This window comes from Streptomyces sp. NBC_00376 (assembly GCF_036077095.1).
Classification (GTDB): Bacteria; Actinomycetota; Actinomycetes; order Streptomycetales; family Streptomycetaceae; genus Streptomyces.
The window spans coordinates 406,363-429,427 of sequence record NZ_CP107962.1 but is presented as its reverse complement, the minus strand read 5'-3'; the positions used below and the strand labels follow the sequence as shown (position 1 = coordinate 429,427).

Sequence of the window (23,065 nt, the reverse complement as noted above, 5' to 3'; positions counted from 1 at the left end):
TCCGCAGCCGCGACGCGGTGCCGCTACGCGGCACTTTCCCGGGTTGCTTCGCAACCCGGGTTGCTGGGCCACTCCGCGGCCCAGGGTCACGGCAGACGCTCCGCGTCAACCGTGACGATCCGCCAGGGCGGATCACTTACCAGCCGCTCCGCGCCTGGTAAGTAGGCCCGCTACGCGGGCGGCTGGCTACTAGAAGGGGTCTCTGTCGCTCGCCTCGAACCTGACGGAGGATAGGCCAGAACTTGACCCACTATCAGACCACGGGACTCCGTGCGTCATTTCCCACTCCGGCTAGCTTTAGGACTCAGGGCACACCACCTGGGACCTCTCCCACCCCTCGAAAACCCCAACTCGCCGAATCCGAGTACTGACGTCGAATCAGCACGGAAGGCAATCCCGAGCCCACCAATTCCGCATCCTGAGAATGCGCCAAAAAACAACCCAGCTCCTTTGCGGAATCGGCACGCACACCCTCCCCGATTACGAGCCTTGCGGGATCGGCAACACTCTTGCGCCCACAGGGATTAAGTGCGATACTTTTCTTTGTCAGGGAGTAGCGCCCCTGACGGCCAAGAAAAAATCACCAACAGAAGGGAGAGCCGCCATGGCTCCCAAGTTCGAGGACCTGTTCACCACCCCGGCTCGCGTCATCGTCCCGGAGGGAACCGACCAGTACCGGGACAAGCCTGCGGGCACTGAGGACCAGGGATACCGCGACGAGAACTGACGTCGCCCGGCTCCGATGAAATGGCGGGCCTCGGGATTTGTCCCGGGGCCCGCCCCCTTCGGCTGAGAGGCAAGTGGTGATCAAGATTTCTGTTACTTTCCGCGACCTGGCCGGGGAGTGGACGCACAGCGGCAATCGGTGGACAAGCAGAACCAGTTGGATTGAGCCCTTCGCGCACCCCCTGCTGGAGACGTGTACGGCAACTGACGGGAGCGCATGGATGCTCACTGTGCGGGAGCGTTCCGCGCAGTCGTCCGGGGACTGCGGCGGGCCGGTGACGCTGTCAGGTGGTGAGTTGTCCGCCATGCTCGCTGAGTGGCAGGAGTGGCCGTTGGGTGCGGTCGTTCTGCATGTGGAGCACGACCGGCTCACAGTCAGTGCGGGAGCGGGCGGGGTAGCTCCGGTCCATCTGGTCTGTGCGGGCGATCGGTTGGATGCCTCCTGGAACCTGATGGACCTTCGGGCGCATCTGAGCGGTGACCGGTTGATAAGCCGTGAAGTGGCGCGGATGCTGACGGGGCAGGCCCGCTACGGACACGAAACGCTGTTTGCGGGCGTTCATCTGCTGACGGTGGGGTCCGTGGCTGAGTTCTCGTCAGGCGGGTTGGAAATGCGGTATCCGGCGCCGGTGGGCCGCGATCAGCCACGGGAGCTAGCGGAGGAGGCGGATCCTGTGGCCGCGTTCGAAGCCCTGCTGAGCTGGGTGCTGGAGCAGCGGCCGGGGCGGCCGGAGCATGCGGCGGTTCAGCTTTCGGGCGGGCAGGACAGTGCCACGGTGGGACTGTCGCTCGGCAGGCTGTACCCGAATGCGGTAACGGCGTGCGCGATGGCGCTGCCAGGTGCGGCGGGTGTTCAGCAGATGGGGCGACGGACGCTGTTGGCCGAGGCATGTCGGTTGGCCTGTGATGTGACAGTACCCGCGTTGGAGTATGTGCCGCTGCATCCTGAGGGGGCACGGTGGAGTGGGCGGTGCTCGGCGCACGAGGAACCGTATGTGGAGTTGCTGGAGGCGTTATCGAGTGCCGTGGCCGCGCGGGGTGTGGACACCGTGTTTACGGGGTTCGGTGGAGACGAGCTGATGGCTGTTCCCACACGGACAGAGCGTCCGACTCGGGAGCGGGCATGGCTGGGTGCGGCTGCGCTGGAGGCGGACGCGGAACGCGATATGGGAATTGCTCCGTCGACGGCGGTGCCAGAAACCACGCTGTTGGCGCTGCGCGCGGTGAGCGCCCCGTTGCTGCGAGCGGGGTTGTGGCCGGTTGCTCCGCTGGCTGATCCGCACGTGGTGCGGTTCGCGCGCTGGCTGCCGGAGGTGTGGCGGGCTGACAAGCGGCTCATGCGTGAGCGGCTTGTCCGTCATGGGCTTCCGTCGAACGTCGTACGGGCGGCGCTGCGAGAGAACTTCTCGGACGTGATGGCGAGGGGTCTGTACCGCTATGCACCGCCGCTGCTGCGGGAGATGGCCAATGGGTCCTCACTGGTGGAGTCTGGGTACCTCGACCGTCGTGCATTGTTGGCGACGGCTGCGGACTGCGAGCGCAGCGTGCAGGATGCAGCGGCGCATTCTGCGGTGTACGCGCCGATCGCTCTGCACTTGGCTCTGCGGTCCGTGTCGTAGCCGCCTCCGCCCCGCTCTCGGGGGAGGGAGCGGGGCGGAGCGCCGCAGTGCGCCGCCGCGCGAGCGGCGGTTCCGATGGCGGGCGCGGAGCGCACGGCGAGGCAAGCGGGTGGTGTGGCGCGGAGCGCCGCAGCATCCACCGCCGCGTAGCGGCGGCGCGTCGTGCCTGCGGAGCAGGCCGCGCGCTGGGAAGTGTGCCTACCACTACCGCCCTGCTGCTCCCCCGTGCGCCTAGGGGCAGCTCTCTTCGTCACACGGGGCGCGCAGCGCCTCGCCTTTCCTCTCAGCCCGCAGCGCCCGGACACCCCTGCGCCGGAGAGAGAGGGTGTCTTCGATAGGCGAGTTGTCAGGCCTGGATGCGTCGCGGCGCGCGCTCAGGGCGGCTCGTCAGGCTGCGGCTCGTCAGGCTATCGATGGACGTTGCCTGGCTCTCCTCTGGTCTTGAGCTTTCTCATTCGAGCCAGCTCAGCCCAACTCTGCGCCTCAGAAAGGAAATACTTCCGATGCGACATGCACAGAGAGCTTGCCGTGAAAGCGATCAAGTCTCGTGGCGACGCTCCGGGTTTCATGACCATTCATTTCTGCTCGCATGCTGCGCCCTGTCGGCCGTGTCGAAGCCTCTGTTCAGCATGACGGGAGCGGGTCACGGCGCTCACTGCTGGTACGGGGCGTATCCCGCGGCTGCGACTCCAGGCCACCGTCGAGACGACAGGATGAGGACCAATGACTGCTTCTGAACGGCCGTACGAGGCTGTCCGGGGAGCGGCGGGGCCGGTAATGCGGCTGCGTTCGGATCCGTACGCCGAAGTGTCTGCACGGATGACGACTTGGTCGATGGCAGTCCAGGTGCCGCGCACAGTTCGGACGGCACTGCGTCTGGGGTGGCGGGCGGATCGGCGGGCCGTGGTGCTGCTGCTGGTCAGTCTGGTGCTCGCCGCTTTGGCTGCGGCGGCCGCGCTCGCCGCAGCCGCCCGAGTATTGCAGGTACTCCTGCCTGCCGGGGGCGGCGAAGGGAACCCGGTTGCCAGCCTGCTGCGTGCGGCGGTACCAGTCGGTCTGTGGCTGGTCGGTGCCTTGGTGGGTCGGTACGGACTGAACGCACTGGCGCAGTTGGCGGTGGCGCGGCTCGCGCCGAAGGTGGCGCGAGAGGCGGACTTGGAGGTTCTGGAGGCGGCCACGGCGGTGGAGTTGGTGGCATACGAGGATCCCGGGTTCGAGGATGCGCTGGAGGCGGCTGGCAAAGGTGCTGAGGCGACACGCGAGTTGATGCTGTCGACCCAGGCATTGATTGGGGCTGCGGCTTCGTTGGTCGGTGTGGCCGGCTATCTGGGTGTGCTGCATCCGGCGTTGCTGCCGCTGCTGGTGTTGGCGGTCGTGCCTCGAGGCTGGGGGGCGATCCAGGCGGCGCGGGTGGAGCACGCGGCAGCGCATCGAATGTTGTCGGACAGCCGGCTGCGAAGCGTGTGGCGGTCGTACACCGCAGACCGGGCCAGCGCGGACGAAGTGCGCGCGTCGACGATGACAGGATTCCTGCTGGGCCGGTACCGGGCGGTGTCGCAGCGGTTGGAGGCTGAAGACCTGGTCGCGGTGCGACAGGCCTTGAGGGTCAGGTTGCTCGGCGACGCTGGCGCGGTGGTGGGCTTGTGCGCCACGTGGGCAGTGCTCTCATGGCTCGTGGTCCAGGGTGTTCTGCCGGTGGCAGCTGCGGGGGCGGCAATCGTGGGCGTGCGGGCCTGCTCCGCAGCGCTCGATGCGTGGGTACGGGCCGGTGCGCAGCTGTTCCGCGCCGCGCTGTATCTCGAGGACTGGTCGGCATTCCTGCGGCGCGCGGCTCGGCTGCGCGCGCTGCGGGGGCCGGCGGTGGTGGCGCCGGGTGGGCCGGAGGTGATCAGCGCGAGCAAGGTGAGCTTCACGTATCCAGGGGCCGCCGCGCCAGCGCTGTGCGGGGTGAGTGTGGAGCTGCGCCGAGGTGAGGTGGTGGCGCTGGTTGGGGAGAATGGCTCGGGCAAGACCACGCTGTCGAAGATGCTGGCCGGTCTGTACCTGCCCAGCACGGGGGTGGTGTCGTGGGACGGGGTGGACCTGGCCGGCGCGGATCCGCACCGAGTGTGGGAGTCGATGGGGATGGTGCCGCAGCAGTACACGCGCTGGCCGATGTCACTGCGGGACAACATCACTCTGGGGCAGGGCAACCGCGCCAGCGTCGAGGGCGACGATGCAGTCGTGGCCGCGGCGGAGGCGGCGGGCGCCGCGGAGTTGGCCGGCCGCCTGCCTGACGGCTGGGAGACTCTGCTGGCGCGCTCTTGGTGGGGCGGGCATGACCTGTCCGGCGGGCAATGGCAGCGGATTGCGGTCGCGCGCGCTTTCTTCCGCAACGCGCCGGTCCTGGTCTTGGACGAGCCGACCTCAGCCCTGGACGCCCGCGCCGAGCACCACGTCTTTCAGCGACTGCGTCGCCTGGCTGCCGGGCGCACCACGGTGTTCGTCACCCACCGGCTGGCCAATGTGCGGCTCGCTGACCGGATCGTCGTGCTCGAGCGGGGCCGGATCGTGGAGGAAGGAGACTTTGACTCCCTGGTCGCGGCTGGCGGACTGTTCGCCGAGCTGTACAAGTTGCAGCAGGATGACCTTGCACCGATGGACTAAATGGGAAGGGGCGCCTCGTGATCCGCGCCGGACGCGCCGCGCTGGTTCGAACGCTTGCCGACCTTGCTACGGCGGCGGGCAAGACACCGAAGACATTCAGCAACCAGAAGCTGCACAAACTGCCCGGACATCCTGAGCCGATCAGCTCGCTGCGGGCGCGGGTTCTGCTGTGGGATGGCGAGCAGATCGACGCCTACCGAGCCGGTCTGCCCGTGCCGCCGCTACCGGTGCAGGACAGCCCGGACGATCTACTGGACCGCAACGAGGCAGCTGACCTGGTCGGCGTGGCTCCCCGCACGTGGGACCGGTACGCCAACCTGCCCGGTATGCAGCCGCGACCGGCTCCCGTCGATGCCGCCGGGGTCGAGCACTGGCGTCGCGGCGACGTCCTTGAGTGGCTCGAAGCACGCCCTGGCCCCGGGTCCTCCCCCGGTCGGCCTGCAGGGAGTCGCGAAACGACGCCTCGCGCCGGCCTTTCAGTGCGGGCAGCCGAGCTCCTGGCGCGTGAGCCAACCATCACAGCCGCCCGAGCGGCCTCCGAGCTCGGTGTCACGGCCGACACTGCGCAGCGCGCCCTCGCCCGGGCGCGCACGGCTGCGGTCATCCGAATCCTGCAGCAGGATCCGGATCTGACCGCTGGCGAGGTCCACGCCCGCCTCGGATTTCCCGTATGGGCGGCCGAACGCGCTTTGGAGGCAGCCAGGATGCAGTTCGACGCAGGAAAAAGGAAGGCGGCCGACCCCGAGACCCCGTGAGGCTCGGGAAGGAGGGTTAGCGGCCCTCCAGGCCAGCCGCCGCCTGGCCGTCTGGCCGCCAAAAGGTAATCACCGAACCCAAGCCAGACGCCGCCCCCACCGTACTCGCTACCGGAGGAGAAAGCGGTCTGGAAGTGAGGCCACGAGGGTCAGTGTGTAACGCGGCTCGGGTGTTGCAGCGGGTGCCCGGCGGCCGGCGCCGACAACAGCGCCGCAATGGAGGGCTACTTCGAAGACGGCGACGGCTGGGAAGAGAACGCCCTGGTGAAGGTGCTGTAATCAGGCGCAGGTGTCCCGGGCGGAGAACCGTCCGGGACCCCTTCGTCTACCTCGTCGTCACTCTGTAGGCCGGCCTACAGAGTGACGACGAGGTAGACCCATTCCAGCAAGATCAATCGCGCTGATCCGCGTCAGCAGTTCTGTTGCGACGCCATGGACCGGCTCCTGGCAGGCAAGCCGCAGCACTGCGACGGCCGGCTCCCGAAGAACAACCTCGCCCAGGAGGCGGGTGTCAGCCCCGCGACGATGTTCCAGGCGAGGGTGGTGTTGGCCGACTGGGACGCATACATCGACACCCATGGCAGCTTCACCCCCGGCGAGGCCCGCCGGGACGCCGACATCGATGACCTTCGCCGAAAACTCGCCGCGGCTAAGCCGGAGGTCACCGAGCTCAACCGGCAGCTGACCGCCGCGACAACAGTCATTGCCTCGCTCCATCACGACAATCAGATGCTCCGGACCGAGAGCGAGGCGAAAGGCGCGAGCGCTCGCGTCTGGCCACGCCATGAAATCGAGCACCGCCGCGACAATCCGCGCGGGCAAGGAAAAGGCGGCGGTCGCCGCGCCGGCGAGCCGCAAGGCCCTCGCAAAGCCCACCCGTACGAAGGCGACCCACGCCTACAAACAGCCGCCGACGCCTTGGCCACCGCGGGCGATACTCCCATCAGCCGCATCGCCGCCGGCCTGGCCCATCAACACGGCGGCTCAGCCCGCACCTGGGAACGCTTCCTCGCTCGGACACGTCATCTGCATTGACTCGCTGCGCCCTGCTGGGAGCTCTCACTCCCCTGACCAGGTAATCCTCACCCAGTGAGGCTTCTCCAACCTCGGGTTGAGGCGAATTGAAGGACGAGGATGGCCTTCACGATCTCGGTGATGTAATCACGATCGCTTCACCCGCTTGATCGGCCACTCCATCTCCGTATCGAAGAACTTAATGACCGAGGTAACCAGCATGATCCCCATCACCGCGTTGATCCGGCTGTACTGGGCGCGCGAGACGGCATGCGTGGTCGGGTGCCTTCCAAAGGTGCGAGGGATCGGGTCGCCGTCTTCCGTCTTGTACTTCGCGTGCGCACACCACACTGGTGCGAACGTGAAGGCCGCCCGGATCTTGTAATCGTCCAAGTTGAAACGAACGCCGTTCTTCTTGAAGTTGTTACGCGTTACCTCAATCCGAGCTGCATTATCGAAGTTGCTGCGCAAGACACTGTCGAGAAGGTTTCCGGCAAGGGCCTGCGCCGGGGCCGCGTGGCCCTCCTGGAGGGCCCGCACGCAATCGAGCCCGAACTTCTTGGAGTCCTGCAAATTGGGGTGAGTAACGTCGCTCAGCACCGTCTCGCAGTCAGTGACTATGCCCTTCCAGCGACGACTGATGATGCGCCGCCGCTCTGCGACCGTGGAGGCGTCCAAGAGAGCCTGAACGACCTTCGGGCCAGGAACCCACATCAAGGCGATGCCCTCATCAATCAAGAGAGGCTCGAACTCATTAATGCCCGGACGACTTACACCGTCCCAGTTTTCCGGGAAGATGCGTGACTGGAAATCTCTGATTGACTCAAAGATGCGCTCCCACTGCGACGCATACGAGCGGTTGACCGACTCAATCAGCGTGCGTAGAGAGCTATTGAAGGTGTACATCCCCTGCAATTGCTTCTGAAGCTGCGTTACCTGGGCAGTCAACGGCGGCACGATCGTTGGGAAGTTCTTCGCCAGGTTCAGCTTGATCGCGGCCGACTCCTGAAGCATCCTGTTGATTGGCGGGAACATGTTCCTTGCCCAGTTCTGCTGCCACTTGATGAGTGGGTCCATAGAACCCCGGAAGCGCTCAAGCGCCTTGTCCAGGTCCTCATCGTCGGAGCCCTCGTCCGGCTCGTGCTCGTCGTTCATGGCGTCATGCTGCCACTGTGTCCGCTGCTGGTCGACGGATTACTCCCCCTTGTGCTGCTTTCCGTGGGTCTTGGTGACGTACAGCTCCAGGGCGTCGTCGAGCATCATCCAGAGCTTGCGCTTCTCGATGTACGCCAGGTCGCGCAGCTGCTCGTACCGCGACGGCCCCATCTGCATGCCACGCGCCTGGGGTGACTCGTCACTGTCCACGATCGTCAGGTTCAAGGGTCGGTCGCCGGCGTCTGGTTGGTCTCGCCACCATGGGACTCGAATGCTGGGCGGACAAGGCATACCAAGGCGCCGGTCGACACATCCGAGTCCCCTTCCGAGGCCGCCGACTCCAGCGATGGAAGCGACGGCACAACACCACCCACGCCAAGATCCAGTGCATTGGCGAGCGGGCCATGGCCGTCCTGAATGGCTGGCGCCTACTGCGCAAGCTCCGCTGCAGTACCAACTGGATCACCGACATTGTCAAGGCTGTACTGGTCCTTCGCCATGCCTCAACATGAGATTGGAAAAGGCTCAGTGACCAGCTAATCCTCACGACTTGTCCAACACCAGCGCCCGGCCGTCAACGCTCAGCACCCCATGAAACACGGGACGCTGCGGCGCAGCGAGACGATTACGGCGCGCCCTGCGACCGTGGCCGAGCGAGACGCTGCCGCGGGGTGTGTGTCTGCGGCGGGTGCTGCACGTCCTGGTCGGTGCTGCCGGCGATGGCTCCGAACACCGAGTAGCAGACGTAGAAGGCGCCGGGGGCGTTGCTGCAGGTAGGCCGCGGCGTCGGCGTGGACCGTTTCCAGATTCGTGAGGTCGGCGTGGAGCTCGCGGGCACGGGCGTGCTGGGCAGGTGAACTGTCGACCGCGGTGACCCTTGCGGAAGCTTGATTCCGCACCAGGGCTGCAGCCTGCTTGCCAGCCCCTGATCCCGCCTCCACGACCGCGCGGTTGGTGATGTCGCCGAGGAGCTCCGCGCCGTACCCAGCGCGCTGGTACCAGTCCCAGAAGAACGTTCGCGCAGGCCCGCTGTCGACGCTGTTCTGGCCGTAGCTCACCCACGTGTCACGAGCGGTCGCGGAAGTCTTCATCTCTCCAGTGTTCCCTACTGACCATGATCACTGCCGGTGAGATCTCTCTGCTGATGGAGCGGAGGGTGCTGCGGCGTCACCAAGATCACCTGTAGCCACAGTTCGTCCGCCACTGCACTCTTCTCGAATTTTTCAGTGTCACTTCAAGTTACACTTGAAGTGACACTGCAACTCGATTACGGTGAGAGTGCACCGACCGCACGGGGCCAAGCCCCGCGGCATCCCTCGGAAGGACCTGTGGAATGACCGTGAACACGCTCCCGATGCCCGTATCTGAGGCACTGTCGACCAATGCCCCTCACAACCTGGGAACGCTCGCCACCGCGGCGACGGACCGAGGCTGGGACGCCGCGGCCGAACGGAACGAGGAGCGCGATACATGGACGCTGGTCGTATCGGCGCCGTCCGACTCCCGTACGGGCCGGTACACGTGGTGCATGGGTAAATGGGCGACGGCCGGCCGCGGTTACCGGGACACCGTGGCTTGGTACCGGTCCGCTGCAGATGCCGCGCCCGGTGCGGTGGACGTTGCCCCGGCGGCCGATGCCGAGACGTCCGCACTCGCTGTACTGAATGACGCGTCGCGCAAGATCACGGACGCGCTTGCCGACGCTCGTAACGCCGTGAAGGGGGCGGAGGGGTGCCATGCCGAGGCGTGCGAGGCAGGGGAAGCGGCCGAGGCCGCGCTCACGACGTACGAAGCGGAGAACTGGGCCGACGCGGCCGAGGAGGCGGCCGGACGCGCGCCCGAGTACGTCAAGCGGGCCAAGTCAGCGCTGCGTCGGATCCAGGCGCAGCGTCGCGCGATTCAGGGTGCGTCGCGCGCGGTTGAGGAGCTCGGCCTGGACGAGGGGTTCCGGCGTACCGCCATTGAGGCTGAGGACACCGCGCGAGAGCTTCTGGGAGAGGCTGAGGAGGCGGCCGAGGAGGCGCAGGACTGGGCCGAGGCGGCGCGTGAGACGGCCGATCGTGTCTGCCTCATCTGCGGGTGCTTCGTGCGCCGTACGCCGTGCGGTGCGCACGCCCAGAGCGCTCAGTGCGGTGCGTGTGCTGTCGGCCAGTGCGGGTGCCGCGCGGTCATGCTCGCGGTTCTCGACCGTGCAGGGTCGACCGTGGCGCGTGTGGTGGACGCCGAGGCGGTGCGCGTCGGTTATCTGCTGGACTCCGAGGACGCCGCGCTGGTGGATGCGGGTCAACTCATGTTGGCCGGCGAATGGGACACGGCGGAGGAAGTACTCGCTGCGGCGGAGGCACCGGCCGAGGCGGAGGAGCGGCGGGCCGCGGTGCGTGCTGCTGAGACTGCAATCGAGGCAAAGCGCGCGGCTGAGCGTCTGGTCGAGCGTGAAGCGGCGCGGCGTGCGGCGGAGTGCGCCGAGGCGGCAGAGGTGGCGGCGGGGCACTCCGGACGGGCGGCGGAGGCATACGAAGTTACGCGTGACTTGATGATGTACACGCGCAGTGCGTGGGCGGCGCGGCCGGTCGACCTGTTGCCCGAGGCGGAGGCGGCGGAGGCGCGCACGTTGCTGCGGCTGCTTGACCGCCGGTCTCGTGTGGCGCACGACGTTGACTGTGCGGCGCATTGGGAGTGGTACGACGGTGCCCCGGTGACCGACCCGCAGCGCTCCCGCGACTGTGCCAACCGTGCGCGGGTGCTGGCGGTCGGGTGTGAGCGGGACGCGCGGCGGGTTGCTGAGCTGTTCGCATGGGCGGAGCACGCGGAGCGTGCCGAGGCCGAGGCCGCGCAGCGCGCCGAGGCGCCTGACGATGTCCCCCTGGCCGCTGCGCCAGCATTCACGGGGCCGCGGGTTGTGTCGGTTGCTGAGTGCGTTGCACGGGCGGAGGCGGAAGCGGCGCGGCTGGACGTGATCGCGCGGGGGCAGCACGCATGGGCGGTCGACATGAAGGCGCTCGTCCTGGACGTGCGCGAGGGAAACATGCTGGGTGTCGATGTCGCGGACGCGCGGGCCTGGTCGGACCGTGCTGCGTCGGTTGCAGCATCCGCCGCAAGGAATGCCGATCAGGCGCGCTGGGAGGCGAAGCGCTGGGTGCAGGCAGCGGAGCGCGCGGCGGCAGACATGGAAGCGATGCGTACGCGCACCGCACGGCTGTTCTCTGGGGAGGGGGATGACCGGTCGCGCTGGGTGTCAGCGGACGGCCGTACGGTCATCGCGGTTGCGCTGCCCGCCGAGGCGGACGCCGTGACGGAGACGGACGCGCGGTTCGCTGGTGTGCTGGCCGGTGCGGTTGCTGCGAAGGATGCTGGACGGCTTTTGAAGTCGACTGACATCCCCACCAAGGCCAAGCACGGGCGGGGCTCCGGGACGGAGCTCAAGCAAGCCGTTACCCGCGCGTCGCGTCCGCTGGTACAGCCGTGGAAGGCTCCCCGCATCCCGGCGGAGGGTAAGCCGCTGGACGGCGCAGCACTCGCCATGCTGGACGCCGATGGGGTATGCGCCGAGGTTGAGGCAGCGCCCGGTGTGTGGCTCCCGCGCGCGGCTGTCTACGTGGCCGAGACTGCTGCGGCCAACGGGTGGACTGTCGCAAAGGAGCGGCGCGGGTCCAGCACCGTCATCGTGCGTGCGGCCGGAGTGCTCGCAAGGGCCGGCGGACCGGTGGCCGGTGAAATCGTCGCGGTGTGCACGGGAGGCATGTACGACGCTTGCCAGTCGGATGCGTGTGTGGGCGGCCGATGGCTGGGCAGTTCTGCGGAGCTGTCGCGGGTGCTGACCACGATCGGCCAGGCAGCGGAAGCTGTGGAAATCGTGACGTCCGGTATGGCCAAGGAAGCCAGTGCGCCAGCGCCTGCAGGCGTGTCCGACCCGGGCAGCGCCGAGGCGTGGGAGAGCGACGGTGGCGCGGTTCCGGGTGTCGCCGCTCCCCGCCCGGAGACGGTAGAACCTGTCTCCGACGGGCCCGCAGTGCCGATGCGCGTTGATGACGTGCCTCGGTACCGGTTCGGGCGGTATGACGACCGGGGACGCTGCCCGGTGGCGGTCGATGGCGCGTCGGTCGGGCACGTCTACCGAATTCGCCGCACGTGGCATGCCATTGGTCTTTCTGAGAAGCACGCGACCAGTCACACCAGCCGCGCGGCAGCAGCAACCCGCCTCGTGGCGCTGATTGACATGCAAGCGGCTACTGAAGCCGATGTGGCGCGCAAGATGCGGCGGCGCGCCGAGGCGCCCCCGGGGTGGCGTTTCACCACGTGGGACGTTGTCGGCCCGGGCGACATCGTCCGGACTCCGGTTCGGTGCCGGCCCGTACGGGGAGCGTCTTTGGCCGACGGTCTGCTGTATCCGGAAGCGTGGGGCGCCCCGGTGACCTTGACCGGTGTCGACTATCTGCCCAACGGGGCCGTTATGTCGCGTGGGAAGGAGGAGGGCGCGCCCGCGTGGTCCGGAATGGGTGTCCTCCTGTCCACGCCGGAGTTCGCTGATGTTGGGATCCTGGTGCCGGCGGCGACCCCGGCGGAGGGCCCGGCAGCGACCCCGGCGGAGGCGACCCGGGAGCGGGCACCGCCGCACAGTGGGCCGGCGCCCAGGCCGGGGGGAAGAAGAAGAGTGCTCTTCCCCTTCGGGGAAAGAGGTGTCGGCGTCTGCGTCGCGCTGACCCACGCCGCTGACCTGTGGGAACAGCGGTCAAGCGAATCCACCCTTGGCAACCTGTTAGGCAACCCGTTGCGCAACCTGTTAGGCAACCTGTTAGGCAACCCGTTACGCAACCTGTTAGGCAACCCGTTACGCAACCTGTTGAGCAACCGGCAGGCCCGCTAGGCCTTTACGGTCGGAACGGTGGCGACGACGGTTCTGTGGTCTGGTGGGAGGCCCAGCAGCATGGAGTGGAAGAGTGGCGCGTGCGGGATGCGTGGGCGTAGGTCGCCCAGTGTCTGCCAGCCCCATGATTCATACAGTGCCCGGACCTTGGGATGGTCCTTCAGGACCAGGAGCGTGGCGCGTTTCTCGGGCCGGGCGGCGAGCAGCTCGTCGTGGAGCCGGCGGGCGGTGCCGGTCTTGCGCCAGGGGGTGCGGACCATCAGCTCACTGAGTGCATAGGTGCGTGTGCCGGTCTCGGTGATGGTCCCGGCGGGTACGTCGGTGAGCAGTCCGCCCCACCAGGGGCTGGCGGGATACAGCGGAGCTCCGTAGGCGTAGCCGACGGGCTGTCCGTGGTCGTAGCCGACGACGCAGGTCCAGCCGGGATGGGTCATCCAGCTGTTGAGTCCTTCGGCGAACCGGTCGACGGCGCAGAACGGGTCGGTCTGCGCTTCCTTCGCGTACACCTCGGCGTAGACGTCCAGCAGGAGCGTGCGCAGCTGGGCGGTGCGGTGGTGGGTGGTGTAGTGGCGGAGTTCTATGTCAGTGGTCACTGCGGGCGGTTCTCCTATGCGGCGGCGAGGGTGCGGTGGACGGTGGCGAGTCGGCCGGTGATGGCGCGGCTGCCGACGTGTGTGGTGTCGATGGCGGCTGCGGTGGTCCGGGCGTCCGTGGTGTTTCCCTGGGCAAGTTGGAGTTCGGCGAGCTGGACGCTGTAGTAGGCATGGCTGCGGCGCAGGCCGGGTTCGAGGAGGGTGAGGGCCTGGGTGGTGGCGGTCTCGGCATCGGCGAGGTGTCCCATCGCCTGGTGGGTGATGGCGGCGAGTCCGCTGATCTCTGCGGCCGTGAGGAAGTTCAGCCACCTTGGCGCGGGCTCGGCTGGGTCGATCCGATCATGTGCGGCCTGGGCGGCGAGCAGGGCGCGGGCGGCGGCTGGGCGGTCGCCGGTGCGGGCGTGGCTGATGGCCAGGCGGGATTGGAGCAGGGCGGCGTAGCGGGGGTCTTGGCGGGCTTCGCGGCTGGTGAGGGCGGTCTGGCTGATGCGCAGGGCTTCGCGGTCGTGTCCGCCGCGGCGGGCGTGGATGGCGAGGTCGGACCAGGCCCGTGCCTGGGCCTGGTGGCTGGTGCCGAGGATGGCCCTTTGTAGTGCGGTGGTGCGCCACAGGTGTGCTGCGTCCAGGTCTCCGGCGTCGTCGGCGGCCCATCCGGCCGAGCTGCACAGTGATGCGATCGCGGTGTGGAGTGCCTGCTCGACACGGGGCCCGTAGGTGCAGCGGTCGGCCGCGGTGGTAAGGCGGTCGAGGTAGGCGGTGGCGACGGTCAGGAGGGGTTGGCCTCCGATGGCGCTGAAGTGGGCATCGAGGCGGTCGATCCGCTCGCGGGCGCGGTCGACGTCGCTCATCGACAGACGGCCGTTGACGGGGGTTTCGTCGATGTTGAGGGCGAGGGCGACGGTCGTGGCGGCGGTTGCGGTGATGAAGCGGCGGCGGCGCACGGGCGCCTCCTTCGTCGGTGCGGGAGACCGTGGCGGGGCCGGCAGGTTCGCGCTGTTCCTGCCTCTTGGGATGAAGCCGAGTGCTTGCGCCGGGCGGTCGAAGAGCTGTTCCAGGGCGTGAAGGTAGCGGGTCCAGGGCCATCGGACTGCGCCGCTGACCCAGCGTCTGACGTGGCGGTCGGTGCACTTGCGGGGGTGGGACTCTCCGAAGATCCGGCCGGTGATGCGATTGATCTCGTCGGCCAGGCCCTGGTGCGTGAAGCCGTACTCGGCCATGGCGGCTTCGAGTTGAGTGTTTCGCTGTCTGTCCATCGGTTCCCCCGCAGGTTTCCGGTCGCGGCACAGACGGTAGTCCTGCCGCTCTTCTGCCTTGGTAAAACTGTCCGGTCCCTGTTCTGGAGATGCCCGCTTTCTGGCCTGAGCCCACCCGAACGAGTCGCGGTTATCTGGGAGTACGCCGACAACCGGAGAGGCCCCATGCCGAACTCGTCCCGCCACACCACCGCCCGGCCCTTACCTGCCCGGGTGCGCAGGAAGATCGCAGCTCTCCGTGCCCCGGCAGTGGACGGGGCCCCCGTCGCGCCGGTGACCGCGGTGGCGCTGTATGCCGTGGTCCCGGTGCCGGGCACGGAGCGCCTGGTGACGGCGCCCCTGGCCGCACACGCGCAGGCGCAGGGCTGGGCCGTTCCGGCCGGCTGCGCGGTGACCGACACCGGGCCGCTCGACCAGGACACGGAGCTGCGGCCGGGCTGGGCACGGATCCGCGCGGCGGTGGACGGTGGCCGGGTAGCCGGGATCGTCGTCCCCGCGTTCGCGTACATCGCCTACCGCTGGCACGACTGGAACACGCAACGGTCCTGGCTGCTGGACCGCGGGCTGTTCGTCATCGCCACCGACCCGACCAACTTGGTCACGGGCCTGGACCCAGAGGAGCCACGGTCATGAACGCGGTGCTGTACGACCCCGAGGCGCTCCAGGCCGAGGAACTGCCGCTCGACCGCGCGCCCATGATGGCGCTGGTCGATGCGATGCTGGCACGGAAGGACGCAAGCGGTCTGCGGGCGGGCGACTGCGCGCAGATCGCTCTCCTCCTCACTGGGCACGCCCGAATCGTCGCCGCCGAAGTCAGCCGGCACGTCGAGACCCTGCCCAAGGACAGCAAGCTGCGGCCGGTGGCCGAGCAGGTCCTCCAGGAAGCAGAGCGCCGCCTGTCGGTAGCCTCCCAGACCACCCTCGCGCACGCGCAGCAGCGGGCCCGGCTGGTGCGGGCGCTGTACCGGGCACTGGACCAACTCGACAAGGTACAGCCGGTTTCACCATCTTGACGTCTGGCGCTCCCCCCGCTTGGGGGCATGGAACCCCTGACTGGAGAAGGATTCCAGCCGGGGGTTTCTCCGCCTCATGGGCGCGGGTGCCTGTCAGTCCACCCACCCGATGTCACGGACTTCCAGACCGTCGGAGTAGGCCGCGTACGAGATCCAGCACCGGGTCCCGAACTCGTCGACGACTTCCTCGCCACCGAGTGCAGGCCACCGGTCAGGATGCTTCGCGACTTCGACGAGGAGGTCCTGCACCGCAGCCCGCGCCGCTGCGGACGGAAGACCGGCCATGACATCCGCAGCGAGCCACTCCAGCCGTACATACCGCATCCGGCACCCCTGTTGATCGGCAGGGACAGCACGCTACGGCGGAGCGGTCCGGTCTGCTGTGTCCTGTGGATAACCCGGTGGCATGACTCGGCTTCATCGGACCGTAGCGATGACACCGAGGCATGCCACCAGGACGGCCGCGGCGCCCGTGGCGACCATCAACGGGGTGGCGAGGACCGGATGCCGGTGCGCAACGTAGGCGAGGCCGACCACCACTAGTAGTGCTTGGTCATGTTGGTGCGGGGTCTGGCATGTTGCGGTGACAGGTGGGGCAGGCGCCGGTCCAGATCGCGAGGAGTATCTGCAGCTCGTGGACGACTCGGTAGAGGCTCAGGCCGACGCCGTCTCTTTTGGGGATCGGCTCAGTCGCTGCAGGGTGCAGAAGGCGTGGGCGACCGAGACGAGGGTGACGTGGTGGTGCCAGCCTGGCCAGGTTCGGCCTTCGAAGTGGGCCAGGCCCAGGGCCTGTTTCATCTCGCGGCAGTCGTTCTCGATGCGCCAGCGGAGCTTCGCGGTGCGCACGAGGACGGGCAACGGGGTGGTTGCGGGCAGGTTGGAGAGCCAGAACTGCACGGGCTCGTCCTGGTCGGCGGGCCATTCGGCCAGCAACCAGCGGACCGGAAGCTCGGTGGTGGCCGTGGCCTTGCGGATCTCGCGTCCGGCGGGCCGGATCCGCAGGGCCACGAAGCGCGAGTACATGCGTTTGTGCCCGCTGCGGCCACTGCCCGGCCGTGATCCCTCCCTCCACTGCACCGGCCGCGCGGAAGACTTTCCGGCCGCGATGACCAGGCTCTTCACCCTCCGGGCCGGCTCGGGGTAGGCAGGAACCGGCCGTCTGCCCCGGCCTGTGCAGGCCGGGGCAGACGGCTGTGCGTCCTCGGGCTGTGCGGTGGTCGAGGTCGAGATGCCCACCACGTAATCGAGACCGCGTTCTTCCAGGCCGAGCCGGAAGGCGGCGGTGTCACCATAGCCGCCGTCGGCGATGACCTGGGGCACCTCGATGCCCCAGGACCGCGTCTCGTCGATCATGTCGAGGGCCAGCTGCCACTTCTCGACATGGCCCACCTGGGCAGGGATGGCGCACTTGCCACGGCGGGCCACTTTGGCCTGATCGGCCTTCGGCGAGGCGGGATCCCAGCTCCCGGGCAGGAACAGACGCCAGTTCACCGCCGCCGAGGCGCCGTTGGAAGCCAGGTGCAGCGACACCCCGGCCTGGCAGTTGGTGACCTTGCCCGCAGTGCCGGTGTACTGCCGGGTCACACACGCCGACGCATCCCCGTCCTTGAGGAACCCGGTGTCATCGATGATCAACGCGGTGGGCTTGACGACCGGCTGCATACGCCAGGCCAGACGGGCCCGCACATGCGCCGCATCCCACGGGCTGGAGGTGATGAAGTGGGCCAGCGCCTGCCGGTTCCCGTCTTCGCCCAGGCGGGCGGCCATCGGTTCCACCGACTTGCGCCCGCCGTCCAGCAGCAGGCCCCGCAGATAGACCCCACCCCACCGACGCTGATCCGCTCGCGCGAACGGCTCGAACATCTCCGCCGCGAAGTCCTCCAGATCACACCGGACCGCAGCCAACTCCCCACTCAGCACGTCCTGTCAACGACACGACCCATCAAGAAGACACGCCATCGCAGACCGCACATGACCAAGCACTACTAGTCCGGGCGGCCGAAGGCCGAGTTAAGACTGTCGGATGAGGAACGGGCTGCACTCGAGGGGTGGGTGCGGCGTCGCTCCACGCCACAGGCGTGGGCCTTGCGTTGCCGGATCATCCTGGCCTGCGCCGAGGGCGCTTCGAACAAGGACGTGGCGGCCCGGCTCGGTTCCACACCTCATGCGGTGGGCCGTTGGCGGTCCCGATTCGTGCAGTACCGGATTGCCGGCCTGGGTGACATGCCGCGTCCGGGTGGGCCAAGGACGGTGACGGACGAGCAGGTCGCCGCGGTGGTCACGAAGACGTTGGAGTCCACACCGGCGAATGCAACACACTGGTCGACTCGGGCGATGGCGAAGGAGATGGGCCTGTCGCAGTCGTCGGTGTCACGGATCTGGCGGGCGTTCGGGCTGCAGCCGCACCGGGCGGAGGCCTTCAAGCTGTCAACCGATCCAGCGGCGCGGCAGCAAGGGCGGCCGTCCGACCGGGTTCGACAGAGAGATCTACCGGCGCCGCAATGAAGTGGAGCGGACGATCAACCGGCTGAAGATCTTCCGTGCGGTCGCGACCCGTTACGACAAGCGGGCCTACGTCTTTCACGGGACGGTCACCGTCGCCTCGATCCGGCTCTGGCTGCGAACGTGAGCCTCGCTCGCCTCTACTCCAGCATGCGTTCCGCGTCAGCCGGAACCCAGGGAAAGGGGACGTCGGGCCACCGTGTGGATGCCCACGCGTCGAGATCGACAGCGAGAACGCCATCAATGAAGGCCTGCGGCGGTCGATAGCCGTGGTCGGTGACATAGTGCGTGATCAGGAACGGAGCGGCATAAGCGATGCCGGTCCCGCCCGGAATCCGCACCTCTCCGTTCCCTTCCGGAGCCTCATCCTCAGGGCACAGGTCGCACTCGTGCACCCCGAGGCAGACGTTCATCCACTGGACCTCCTGCACAGCCTTCAACTTCTCCACGAATGCTGTGGGGACTGTCCCTGTCGAGTACGGCTTGCCGGCTTCCAGCCACCCGATGTTCAGGCGGGTGTACGCCGGGCGGTACCAGAGCGCGTAGAAGCCCGACTCTCTGTCCGTGAACGCATCCTCGTCCTGGTAGTCGTACTCGCTGAGATCTTCGTAGAACACCCGCACATCATCGCCGCACTGCTTCGTTGAGCCCACGCGATTTCACGACCCATCGGACACGACCTAGGAGGGCGACGAGGACCAGGAGGAGCAGGACCAGCAGGGCGAGCGAGGACACGAACATTCTCCGTTTCATAGGTGCGCTCGGGTTGAGCGCGGGGCCCACAGTCCGGCGTCCGCCCCATGCAATCGAGTTCTCGCGATAATCCGTTCCGGCCCCTACACAAGGGGCCGGAACGAGGCGCCGGAGCGAATTCGCGGAGGCTTGACAGCGGTGGAGCAGACAACGGTGCGCCACTCCCGACCAGGAAGGCCGGGGTGGTGGAAAGCACCGTGGAGGACCGAGGGGTTTGCGCCGCAACCCTGTTCCGGGAGCACTGCAAGCTGCCCCGGAACGATCACCATTCAAGAGGTCCGCGACTCAGAAGCGCAGGTACTCGGGCTGTCTTGAGGGCATTCGTTCCCCAACGGCCACGTCCTTTGCGCGTTCGGGCAATCCGTCTGCTGCAGCTGCGGCTGATACGGACCGATGAACGACCGCCGCCCGCCGCCCGTCGCACCCGGCTCAGCCGTGGCGGCACCAGACTCGATGCTGTGCCGCGTCCCGAACACACGGCCTGATACCTGGTCTGGGAGTACCGGCAGCAGGGTGTGGCAGGGGTGGGTTAGCGGCGCAACCCGGCACTCGCAGGGTTGAAGCCCCGCCACGGGGTTTTGCGATGCAGTCCTCGAAACGTTCGGCCCTTCATGGCATCCGGCAGGCGCCCGGGTCAGCGCGAGCGCGCGGCGCACAGCGTGGGTCGGCATTTGGGCAACCCTGTGACCTGCGCATTCGGGGGTTTGGGTCAGCGGTCGGGTCAGGGGTGCTGAGAAGAGTTCACGGCATCACCTGAACGGGGAGCTGTCGTGACTGGACCACGAATCTTTGAGTCGCTGGACGCCGAATGGGCGCTGGTCTGCGCCGGGGCCGGGCGCGCCGAAATGGTGCTCGGCTGGCTGCGGGAGGGCGGGGTGCTCTTCGGGGACGAGCGGGCGCGCGGTCTGGCGGAGCTTCTGGCCGAGCTGGAGTGCCGGGACCGGACGCAGGGGCGGGTGCACAGTGACCGGTGGATGCGGGTGCTCCTGGAGCGTGCGGCCGACGAGGGCGTCGGGGCGCAGTTGGCGGCGCGGGTGGTGGTGCAGGCGATGCTGCCGGGTGCGGTGCGGATGACGCAGCGGCTGCTGCGGGCCGGCCGGGATTTCGACGAGACGGGGCAGGTCGTCGTCGCGTGCCTGTATCAGGTGGTGCGGCGGTATCCGCTCGGCCGGAAGGGCGGGGTCGCGGCGAACCTTCTTCTGGAGACGCTGCATCTGGCGAGCCGTGAGCTGCAGGCGGACACGGAGACAGACGCAGTGCCGTGGCACCCCGTCCTCGAAACCGCGGCCGTACCCGGCGAGCCGGCGGCGGACGATCCGACAGAGGCCGCCTGGCGAACCGTCCTTCGGCGGCAGGCCGCCGAGGCCGGGCTCATCGCGGCCGGGGAGGTCCCGGACGGTGCGCGGGGCGAGCTGGTCGAGCTGCTGGTGTGGGCCGTGGCCGCCGGCCTGCTCGACGTGGTGCGGGCCCGTGTGATCGCGGACGAGTCCCGGACCGGGGCGCGGGAGAGCGCGGAGCGGGCCGGTGTGTCCGCGGTGACGTGGCGGCAGCGCCGCAGCCGGACCGTACGGCAGCTACGGCCGATCGCTGACCAGTGGGTGCAGGCCGCGTGATGACGATTTCTCAGATTTCTCAGCTCCGGCTGTCACGTCTGGGGCGTGGGGGCTCCTTGGTCCGGGTGTGTGGCGGAACAGCTGCCGCACCAGGGCTTGGAAGGAGTGAGCAGGCCATGGCGGATCCGATGCCCGCGACAGAGGACGGTACGGACTTCGAGCTGCTGATGCAGGCACGTCAGCGGCTGCGGGATCTGGTGGTGCAGCTGGAGATGGCGCCGTTCGCGGACCGAACGGCGGCGTCCATGCGCGCCTATCTCGATGAGGACGCGGGACCGGCGCAGGCGGCGTTCGCCCGCTGGGCGGCGTTACCGAAGGCGGCGCGCGACACGTTGGCTGCCCGGATGTGGCAGGAGCAGCCGTGAAGCGCCGCAGGGACCACGCGGAGGACGTGCTGCCGGCCGAGGCGGGCGGTTGGGCGCTGGGCTCCCTGGGCGCTGCCGCGAACACGGTGACGGTGCTCCGCCGCACGGCCTGGGCCTTGCTGGTGGCCGGGCCGGTGCTGGCGGGGTGGGCGCTGGTGTCCCGGCCCACGGTCGCACCGGCTACAGCCCCGGTCCGGCAGGAGCAGCCCGCGGCCGGGCAGTCGGCAGCCGGGCCGGGCGGGTTCGCGGAGCTGTTCGTGAGCGCGTATCTCGCGGCCGGGGAGGGCACGGAGGAGTCCCTGGCACCGTTCCTGCCCAATGCCCGCGACGTGAGTCTGACGGCGGATCCGGGTGTGCAGCGGGCGCAAGAAGTCGCGGCGGTGCGGGTGCGGCTCGTGTCCTCGGGCTACTGGTCGGTGACCGTGGCTGCCCGAGTGGCCCCGGCCGGTCCTGCGGACGGGAAGAAGAAGCCGGAGCCGGACGAGGTCGGGACCGGATCCGGGCCGGTGCTGCGGTACTTCCAGGTCCCGGTCAGAACCGGTACAGGGGGCGCTCTGGCGGCTGCTGCTCTGCCGGCCGAAGTGGGCGCACCGCTGTCCGGTGAGGCCCCGGTGCTGGCGTATGGGCAGTCGGTCCCGGTCCGCACTACCGATCCGGCTGGGCAGACGCTCACGGGATTCTTCGCCGCCTATCTCGCCGGCAGTGGCGAGCTGGACCGCTACCTGTCACCCGGTACGGCCCTGGCGGCGGTGTCGCCTGCGCCGTACACGCAGGTCGCGGTGGACCGGCTCGCCGAGGTCGGCACGAACGACCCGGGCAGCGCCGGCCCGCAGTCGGACGGGGCGCGCAGGCAGCTCCTCGTCGACATCACCGCGTCCGATCCCGGCGGTCAGAAGCGACCGCTGACGTACGCAATCACGATCACCGCGCGGGACGGGCGCTGGGAGATCGCATCCGTGGAAGGCGCCCCCGTGCTGAGCAACGAGCCGGCCGGGGCCGAGACGAAGGAGAGCACCCAGTAATGGACGTAGTGGATGTAACGGTGCTGGCCGGGGCGATCGACGACGTCGACCAACTCACCCAGAAGATCACAGGGGTGCTGGTCGGTTCGGTGATGTCGTTCATGGTGGTCGCTTCGGTGGCAGTCACCTGGGCAAAGACGAAGTCGGTGCTGTCCGCCGGCGTGGCACTCGTCGGCGCAGCGGCGCTGTGGTTCGCGGTGATGAATGCTGCGGTGTTCCGCGACAGTGTGGGTGAGGACATCGCGCCGAGTAGCTCCACCAAGAGTGCGGGTGCCGGTCACGCGGTGGTCCGGGTCATCGAGCCGGTGCCCGGTGACCGGCGATGAACGGATTCCTGGCCGGGTGTGTGGCGGTGCTGTTCGTTCGGTTCGCCGTGTCGTACGTGTGGGCCAAGATCCGTTCCCTGCTGGCCGCTTCGGGAGCAGTGTTCATCAGCGCGGCGACGGTGTGGCAGATGTTCGGTGAGCTGCGATGAGCGGCGCTGCGGAATCGTCGCCGGAGATGCTGATCGGCCGGTGTTACACCCGGGCGCGCCGTCACCCTTTGATGATCGGGAAGTGGCCCGGTGGGCGTGGGCGGATCTGGGGTGGTCCGTACACGGTGCCGCAGGTCGTGGTTCTGGCCGTCTCGCTCGCGGGCCTGGTGCTGACGCGGGGGGTGTGGGCGCATTTCGGGCTGTTCAACTACGTGATCGCGCTCGGTGGGCCCTACGGGTTGTCGCTGCTGGTGCGCCACATCCGGGTCGACGGCCGTAATCCGCTGGCGGTGGCCGCGAGTTCCGCCTCACTGATGACGAGGCCGTCCGGGGGGCGGCTGGGCGGGCGTCCGCTCAGGGCGCTGGGCGGTCACCGGCCGCTGATCGGGGTGTGCAGCGTCACCTGGGCCGCACCGCAGCCCGGAGCAGGTAGCGGGAGCGCGGGCCGTCCCGTGATCCGTCCGGTCCGGTCACAGGCTGCGGCCTCCCGTGCGATGGGCGTCGACCGCAGCACCACGGCAAGAGCCGTCCCTGTGCCTGAGAGCCCTGTGCCTGTCCGGGAAGACGTCGTGTCAATCCGTGGGGCGGGTGGGCGGCGGCCGACGCCGGTCGCGGCGGCGTTGCTCGCCGCCCGGCGTCGCGAAAACCAGTTCAGCGCGAGTGATGCGCCCGTGGCGCAGCGAGGGGAGTGATCCGC

General features: G+C 68.4%; 22 protein-coding genes and 3 pseudogenes. 17 read left to right on the top strand and 8 right to left on the bottom strand.

The features are described 5' to 3' along the window. The first annotated feature begins 604 nt into the window (after positions 1-604). The 5 genes from OG842_RS45065 to OG842_RS45045 all read left to right on the top strand — a co-directional run bounded on the left by OG842_RS45065 (position 605) and on the right by OG842_RS45045 (position 6,781). A complete protein-coding gene (locus OG842_RS45065; protein WP_328512805.1) occupies positions 605-727 on the top strand; it encodes a hypothetical protein in 123 nt (40 codons plus the stop codon). Positions 728-947: 220 nt separating this feature from the next. Then, positions 948-2,345, top strand: coding sequence for an asparagine synthase-related protein (locus tag OG842_RS45060; protein WP_328512804.1), 1,398 nt, complete (start codon positions 948-950; stop codon positions 2,343-2,345). Between the two features lie 903 nt (positions 2,346-3,248). Beyond that, positions 3,249-4,991: an ATP-binding cassette domain-containing protein gene (locus OG842_RS45055; RefSeq protein ID WP_266738151.1), complete on the top strand. Its 1,743-nt coding sequence runs from the start codon at positions 3,249-3,251 to the stop codon at positions 4,989-4,991. A gap of 17 nt (positions 4,992-5,008) precedes the next feature. After that, positions 5,009-5,746: a helix-turn-helix transcriptional regulator gene (locus OG842_RS45050; RefSeq protein WP_266738153.1), complete on the top strand. Its 738-nt coding sequence runs from the start codon at positions 5,009-5,011 to the stop codon at positions 5,744-5,746. Between the two features lie 432 nt (positions 5,747-6,178). Further along, on the top strand, positions 6,179-6,781 hold the full coding sequence (locus OG842_RS45045) for a hypothetical protein (protein ID WP_266738155.1): 603 nt from the start codon (positions 6,179-6,181) through the stop codon (positions 6,779-6,781). Positions 6,782-6,907: 126 nt separating this feature from the next. Here the strand turns inward: OG842_RS45045 and OG842_RS45040 are convergent, their stop codons facing one another. Then, positions 6,908-7,915: a hypothetical protein gene (locus OG842_RS45040; RefSeq protein WP_266738157.1), complete on the bottom strand. Its 1,008-nt coding sequence runs from the start codon at positions 7,913-7,915 to the stop codon at positions 6,908-6,910. Between the two features lie 39 nt (positions 7,916-7,954). Then, a complete protein-coding gene (locus tag OG842_RS45035) occupies positions 7,955-8,125 on the bottom strand; it encodes a hypothetical protein (protein WP_266738158.1) in 171 nt (56 codons plus the stop codon). Between the two features lie 41 nt (positions 8,126-8,166). Here OG842_RS45035 and OG842_RS45030 point away from each other — a divergent pair. After that, positions 8,167-8,427: pseudogene (locus OG842_RS45030) on the top strand (transposase family protein); the annotation flags it as partial. 69 nt (positions 8,428-8,496) lie between these two features. On the opposite strand, the gene OG842_RS45630 reads toward OG842_RS45030, so the two are convergent. Further along, positions 8,497-9,006, bottom strand: coding sequence for a class I SAM-dependent methyltransferase (locus OG842_RS45630; protein ID WP_353962619.1), 510 nt, complete (start codon positions 9,004-9,006; stop codon positions 8,497-8,499). Positions 9,007-9,248: 242 nt separating this feature from the next. Here OG842_RS45630 and OG842_RS45025 point away from each other — a divergent pair, with 242 nt between their 5' ends. Further along, positions 9,249-12,779, top strand: coding sequence for a hypothetical protein (locus tag OG842_RS45025; protein ID WP_328512803.1), 3,531 nt, complete (start codon positions 9,249-9,251; stop codon positions 12,777-12,779). Here the strand turns inward: OG842_RS45025 and OG842_RS45020 are convergent. Together OG842_RS45020 and OG842_RS45015 are read right to left on the bottom strand one after the other, a co-directional pair. Continuing rightward, a complete protein-coding gene (locus OG842_RS45020) occupies positions 12,776-13,372 on the bottom strand; it encodes a GNAT family N-acetyltransferase (protein WP_328512802.1) in 597 nt (198 codons plus the stop codon). The two genes, OG842_RS45025 and OG842_RS45020, sit on opposite strands and share 4 nt — an antisense overlap. A 14-nt stretch (positions 13,373-13,386) precedes the next feature. Next, entirely contained in the window at positions 13,387-14,625 is a 1,239-nt protein-coding gene (locus tag OG842_RS45015) for a hypothetical protein (protein WP_328512801.1), read from the bottom strand. A gap of 165 nt (positions 14,626-14,790) precedes the next feature. Between OG842_RS45015 and OG842_RS45010 the strand changes: the two genes are divergently transcribed. Continuing rightward, entirely contained in the window at positions 14,791-15,258 is a 468-nt protein-coding gene (locus OG842_RS45010) for a hypothetical protein (protein WP_328512800.1), read from the top strand. After that, entirely contained in the window at positions 15,255-15,638 is a 384-nt protein-coding gene (locus OG842_RS45005; protein ID WP_328512799.1) for a DUF6415 family natural product biosynthesis protein, read from the top strand. Before OG842_RS45010 ends, OG842_RS45005 begins: the two co-directional genes overlap by 4 nt. Positions 15,639-15,731: 93 nt before the next feature. Here OG842_RS45005 and OG842_RS45000 read toward each other — a convergent pair whose 3' ends face one another. After that, entirely contained in the window at positions 15,732-15,962 is a 231-nt protein-coding gene (locus tag OG842_RS45000; protein ID WP_266738687.1) for a hypothetical protein, read from the bottom strand. A gap of 330 nt (positions 15,963-16,292) precedes the next feature. After that, complete coding sequence (locus OG842_RS44995; RefSeq protein WP_443064104.1) at positions 16,293-17,558, bottom strand: IS701 family transposase; 1,266 nt, start codon at positions 17,556-17,558, stop codon at positions 16,293-16,295. Positions 17,559-17,654: 96 nt separating this feature from the next. On the opposite strand from OG842_RS44995, the pseudogene OG842_RS44990 reads away from it, so the two are divergent. Together OG842_RS44990 and OG842_RS44985 are read left to right on the top strand one after the other, a co-directional pair. Then, positions 17,655-18,077: pseudogene (locus OG842_RS44990) on the top strand (helix-turn-helix domain-containing protein); the annotation flags it as partial. Beyond that, a pseudogene (locus tag OG842_RS44985) lies at positions 18,076-18,267 on the top strand (IS5/IS1182 family transposase); the annotation flags it as partial. The pseudogenes OG842_RS44990 and OG842_RS44985, both read left to right, overlap by 2 nt. Positions 18,268-18,280: 13 nt before the next feature. Here OG842_RS44985 and OG842_RS44980 read toward each other — a convergent pair. Continuing rightward, complete coding sequence (locus OG842_RS44980; RefSeq protein ID WP_266738689.1) at positions 18,281-18,757, bottom strand: DUF7919 family protein; 477 nt, start codon at positions 18,755-18,757, stop codon at positions 18,281-18,283. Between the two features lie 906 nt (positions 18,758-19,663). Here OG842_RS44980 and OG842_RS44975 point away from each other — a divergent pair. The 6 genes from OG842_RS44975 to OG842_RS44950 all read left to right on the top strand — a co-directional run bounded on the left by OG842_RS44975 (position 19,664) and on the right by OG842_RS44950 (position 23,060). After that, entirely contained in the window at positions 19,664-20,506 is an 843-nt protein-coding gene (locus tag OG842_RS44975; protein ID WP_328512798.1) for a hypothetical protein, read from the top strand. A 116-nt stretch (positions 20,507-20,622) separates the two neighbouring features. After that, positions 20,623-20,871 (top strand): hypothetical protein, encoded by a 249-nt coding sequence (locus OG842_RS44970; protein WP_266738169.1) that lies wholly within the window; start codon positions 20,623-20,625, stop codon positions 20,869-20,871. Continuing rightward, positions 20,868-21,893, top strand: a complete 1,026-nt coding sequence (locus tag OG842_RS44965; RefSeq protein WP_328512797.1) for a conjugal transfer protein — start codon at positions 20,868-20,870, stop codon at positions 21,891-21,893. Before OG842_RS44970 ends, OG842_RS44965 begins: the two co-directional genes overlap by 4 nt. Further along, positions 21,893-22,219, top strand: coding sequence for a hypothetical protein (locus OG842_RS44960; RefSeq protein ID WP_328512796.1), 327 nt, complete (start codon positions 21,893-21,895; stop codon positions 22,217-22,219). Before OG842_RS44965 ends, OG842_RS44960 begins: the two co-directional genes overlap by 1 nt. Beyond that, positions 22,216-22,368 (top strand): hypothetical protein, encoded by a 153-nt coding sequence (locus tag OG842_RS44955; protein ID WP_328512795.1) that lies wholly within the window; start codon positions 22,216-22,218, stop codon positions 22,366-22,368. The genes OG842_RS44960 and OG842_RS44955 overlap by 4 nt, the downstream gene beginning before the upstream one ends. Further along, positions 22,365-23,060, top strand: a complete 696-nt coding sequence (locus OG842_RS44950; protein WP_328512794.1) for a hypothetical protein — start codon at positions 22,365-22,367, stop codon at positions 23,058-23,060. Before OG842_RS44955 ends, OG842_RS44950 begins: the two co-directional genes overlap by 4 nt. The last annotated feature ends 5 nt before the right edge of the window (positions 23,061-23,065 follow it).

Excerpts from the sequence above, each read along its gene's own strand:
- OG842_RS44970 (WP_266738169.1), top strand. The coding sequence starts at position 20,623 with ATGGCGGATCCGATGCCCGCGACAGAGGACGGTACGGACTTCGAGCTG.
- OG842_RS45010 (WP_328512800.1), top strand. The coding sequence starts at position 14,791 with ATGCCGAACTCGTCCCGCCACACCACCGCCCGGCCCTTACCTGCCCGG.
- OG842_RS45005 (WP_328512799.1), top strand. The coding sequence starts at position 15,255 with ATGAACGCGGTGCTGTACGACCCCGAGGCGCTCCAGGCCGAGGAACTG.
- OG842_RS45045 (WP_266738155.1), top strand. The coding sequence starts at position 6,179 with ATGGACCGGCTCCTGGCAGGCAAGCCGCAGCACTGCGACGGCCGGCTC.
- OG842_RS45060 (WP_328512804.1), top strand. The coding sequence starts at position 948 with ATGCTCACTGTGCGGGAGCGTTCCGCGCAGTCGTCCGGGGACTGCGGC.
- OG842_RS45040 (WP_266738157.1), bottom strand. The coding sequence starts at position 7,915 with ATGAACGACGAGCACGAGCCGGACGAGGGCTCCGACGATGAGGACCTG.
- OG842_RS45065 (WP_328512805.1), top strand. The coding sequence starts at position 605 with ATGGCTCCCAAGTTCGAGGACCTGTTCACCACCCCGGCTCGCGTCATC.
- OG842_RS45015 (WP_328512801.1), bottom strand. The coding sequence starts at position 14,625 with ATGGACAGACAGCGAAACACTCAACTCGAAGCCGCCATGGCCGAGTAC.
- OG842_RS45630 (WP_353962619.1), bottom strand. The coding sequence starts at position 9,006 with ATGAAGACTTCCGCGACCGCTCGTGACACGTGGGTGAGCTACGGCCAG.
- OG842_RS44955 (WP_328512795.1), top strand. The coding sequence starts at position 22,216 with ATGAACGGATTCCTGGCCGGGTGTGTGGCGGTGCTGTTCGTTCGGTTC.
- OG842_RS44960 (WP_328512796.1), top strand. The coding sequence starts at position 21,893 with ATGGACGTAGTGGATGTAACGGTGCTGGCCGGGGCGATCGACGACGTC.
- OG842_RS45000 (WP_266738687.1), bottom strand. The coding sequence starts at position 15,962 with ATGCGGTATGTACGGCTGGAGTGGCTCGCTGCGGATGTCATGGCCGGT.
- OG842_RS45025 (WP_328512803.1), top strand. The coding sequence starts at position 9,249 with ATGACCGTGAACACGCTCCCGATGCCCGTATCTGAGGCACTGTCGACC.
- OG842_RS44950 (WP_328512794.1), top strand. The coding sequence starts at position 22,365 with ATGAGCGGCGCTGCGGAATCGTCGCCGGAGATGCTGATCGGCCGGTGT.